Annotated in this window: 4 protein-coding genes; 3 read left to right on the forward strand and 1 reads right to left on the reverse strand. The window is 64.3% G+C overall.

Features of this window, described 5'->3' with window-relative positions; all coding sequences use genetic code 11:
• Together N826_RS38525 and N826_RS38530 are read left to right on the forward strand one after the other, a co-directional pair.
• Positions 1 to 755, forward strand: a 755-nt coding sequence (locus tag N826_RS38525; RefSeq protein WP_044437837.1) for an outer membrane protein assembly factor BamB family protein, incomplete at its 5' end; no start/stop codon positions are given.
• A 93-nt stretch (positions 756 to 848) separates the two neighbouring features.
• Positions 849 to 1,295 (forward strand): c-type cytochrome, encoded by a 447-nt coding sequence (locus tag N826_RS38530; protein ID WP_044437839.1) that lies wholly within the window; start codon positions 849 to 851, stop codon positions 1,293 to 1,295.
• Positions 1,296 to 1,891: 596 nt separating this feature from the next.
• Here the strand turns inward: N826_RS38530 and N826_RS38540 are convergent.
• Positions 1,892 to 2,482 carry a Gfo/Idh/MocA family protein gene (locus tag N826_RS38540; protein WP_425600617.1) on the reverse strand — a complete coding sequence of 197 codons (591 nt, stop codon included), beginning with the start codon at positions 2,480 to 2,482 and terminating at the stop codon, positions 1,892 to 1,894.
• Between N826_RS38540 and N826_RS38545 the strand changes: the two genes are divergently transcribed.
• Positions 2,481 to 2,883, forward strand: a 403-nt coding sequence (locus tag N826_RS38545) for a DDE-type integrase/transposase/recombinase (protein WP_044437845.1), incomplete at its 3' end; no start/stop codon positions are given. The genes N826_RS38540 and N826_RS38545 overlap by 2 nt on opposite strands.

The raw sequence follows: 2,883 nt of genomic DNA on the forward strand, positions 1-2,883 counted from the left end.
GCAACGGCTTCGCCTACACGCTCGACCGCGTGACCGGCGAGCTGCTGGTGGCCGAGAAGTACGATCCGACCGTCAACTGGGCGACCCATGTCGACATGAAGACCGGCCGTCCGGCCGTGGTCGACAAGTTCAGCACATTCGCCAACGGCGCCGACACCAACTCCGAAGGCATCTGCCCGGCGGCGCTCGGTTCCAAGGACCAGCAGCCGGCGTCGTTCTCGCCCGACACCGGCATGTTCTACGTGCCGACCAACCACATTTGCATGGACTACGAGCCGTTCGCGGTGTCCTACTCGACTGGACAGCCCTTCGTCGGGGCCACGCTGTCGATGTACCCGGCGCCGAAATCCCACGGCGGCATGGGCAACTTCATCGCCTTCGACGCCACCACCGGCAAGATCGTCTGGTCCAAGCCGGAAGCCTTCGCGGTGTGGAGCGGCGCCCTGACCACCAAGGGCGGCGTCGCCTTCTACGGCACGCTGGAAGGCTATCTGGTCGCGCTCGACCTGAAGGACGGCAAGGAGCTGTACCGCTTCAAGACCCCGTCCGGCATCATCGGCAACGTCAACACCTTCGTCGCCGGCGGCAAGCAGCACATCGCCGTGCTGTCGGGCATCGGCGGCTGGGCCGGCATCGGTCTGGCGGCTGGCCTGAACGATCCGCATGCGGGCCTGGGCGCCGTCGGTGCGCATGCCTCGCTCGGCCAGTACACCAACCTGGGCGGCGTGCTGACCGTCTTCACCCTGCCGAACTGAAAGGCGCTCAGCTGGACTAATCTCCCCAAACTTCCGGCGCTCCCGTCTGCCCATGGGCGGGAACGCCGGCTTTCCTTATGGGTCTTGACCGCCATGAACTTGTCCGCTCTTGCAAAAGCCGTAATCGCCGTCACCGGTTTCCTCGTTCTCGTTACGGGAAACCTCCACGCCCAGCAGGCCGAAGAAGAGACCGACCCGTACGACAAGCCCTACGTCATCGTGGGCGGCAAAGTCGATCCGGGGACCTATAACGGCTATCGCCGCTATCACTCCTCCTGCCATGTCTGCCACGGCCCGGACGGTCTCGGCGGTTCCTTCGCGCCGGCGCTCGTGGAATCCCTCAAGCACATCGGCTTCGACACGTTTTCCGAAACTATAGCCAACGGCAAGGCTCAGCAGGGAGTGACCGGGCAGAGGGTGATGCCGTCGTTCGGCACCGACCAGAACGTCATGCTGTACGTCCAGAATATCTACGGCTATCTCAAGGCCCGCTCCGATGGAAAGCTGGATCGTGGCAGGCCGGAACGTATGAAGGAGTAGCTTATGGCGGAACGACCCATGACGGACGATCGTGTCCCGAGGCGTGGTGTAGGGGCGCCTGGGGAAATGATCCATCGCAACCGCATAATGACCTGAACAACAGAGCGGGGAATTCGCATCAGCCTACCCGCCAGCCCGAAGAGCGCATGAAGCGGTTCAAGTCGCCCAAGCAGGCCCAGCAGTTCCTATCCGCTCATGACCCCATTCACCAGCACAGCTATCCTTGTCGGCATCTCATGACCGCCGCCGAGTCCCGCGCTTACCGCACCAACGCGTCCGAGAACCGGAAGCAGGAAACGTGCGTCCGGATGGCCGCATGAAAGGCTGACTACGGCCTTTCAACGTCGTCGCACGTCCGATCCAAGTTAACGTGACGATGCATCGATGCCCATTAAGCCGCGGTTGCCGGCGAGTGGTTCCGAAGCTCCAGGCGCAAGGGATCGGGCTCTTTCACGGCCTGAAGCGTGGCGGCGATCTTCAGGGCAGAATCCCTCAGCTCAAGCATTGCGCCAGTCTCCGGGCATGATGCCGGCACGCCCTCTATCGTTCCGCATCCGACCGCCGCGAAGCCGGAACGGCTTCGCGGCCGAAGGACCCTACCGATGATAAATCCGGTCCAGGACACAGGCCACATCGACCAGCCGCTCCGCCTCCGGGTCGAAACGTTCCCCCGCGGCCAGACGCTCCGCCCAGTCCGCCGCAGCACGCCCACCCCAATCGTCCGGCGGGGTCGCACGCGTTTCGCGGGCGGTGCTGCGGTACCGTTCCGCGATGAAATCGTAGAAGGAGCCGTCGACGTTGCGGAGCGCCACCCCGCCGTCCGTCCCGCAGAACGTGGCGGAGATCATGGCATCGCAGCCCGCCTGCAGGCGCCATGAACAGGCGAGCCGCATCGTGGTTCCGGTCGCCAGGTCCGCCGTGGCAACCGCATAATCCTCCACCCGGTCCGCACGCCCGCCGAGCGGCTCACCGCCCGCGAACAGCTTTCCGGAGACATCGGAAACCGGCGGATAATCCAGTGTCCACAGGGCAAGGTCCACCAGATGAACCCCCAGGTCCATGACACACCCGCCGCCCGAGAGCGCCGGATCGTAGAACGGTTGTGTCAGATCTTGGGGCAGTTTGCCGAGAGTGCCACCAGCGGATAGGTTCCCAGGTCCGTTTTGAGCGATCAAGAGAGCTTCCATGAACTGCCCGCACTGCCACTCATCGTCGACCACCGAGCGGGAGGGGCGAACGGTTCATGGCTTCCGACGTTTTCGGTGCCGGGGTTGCGGGCGACGGTTCAACGAGCGGACCGGCACGGCGCTGAACCGGGTCCAGGTCCCGAGGGACATCGTGTTTCTCGTGGTCCTCTGGAGATTGCGCTACAAGCTGAGCCTGCGCGACTTGGCGGAGATGTTTCTGATCCGGGGCATCGTGTTCACCCACGAGGCGGTGCGGGATTGGGAAGCCAGGCTGGCGCCGATGTTGGCCGAAGGCCTGCGCAAGCGCCGGGCCGGCAAAGCCGGCCGGTGCTGGCATGTCGACGAGACCTACCTCAAAGTTGCCGGGAAATGGTGCTATCTCTACCGGGCGATCGACCGCG

Source organism: Skermanella aerolata KACC 11604, assembly GCF_000936425.1.
Lineage (GTDB): Bacteria > Pseudomonadota > Alphaproteobacteria > Azospirillales > Azospirillaceae > Skermanella > Skermanella aerolata.

Bases quoted from the DNA above. Each gene is read 5' to 3' on its own strand.
- N826_RS38540 (WP_425600617.1), bottom strand. From the start codon at position 2,482: ATGGAAGCTCTCTTGATCGCTCAAAACGGACCTGGGAACCTATCCGCT.
- N826_RS38530 (WP_044437839.1), top strand. From the start codon at position 849: ATGAACTTGTCCGCTCTTGCAAAAGCCGTAATCGCCGTCACCGGTTTC.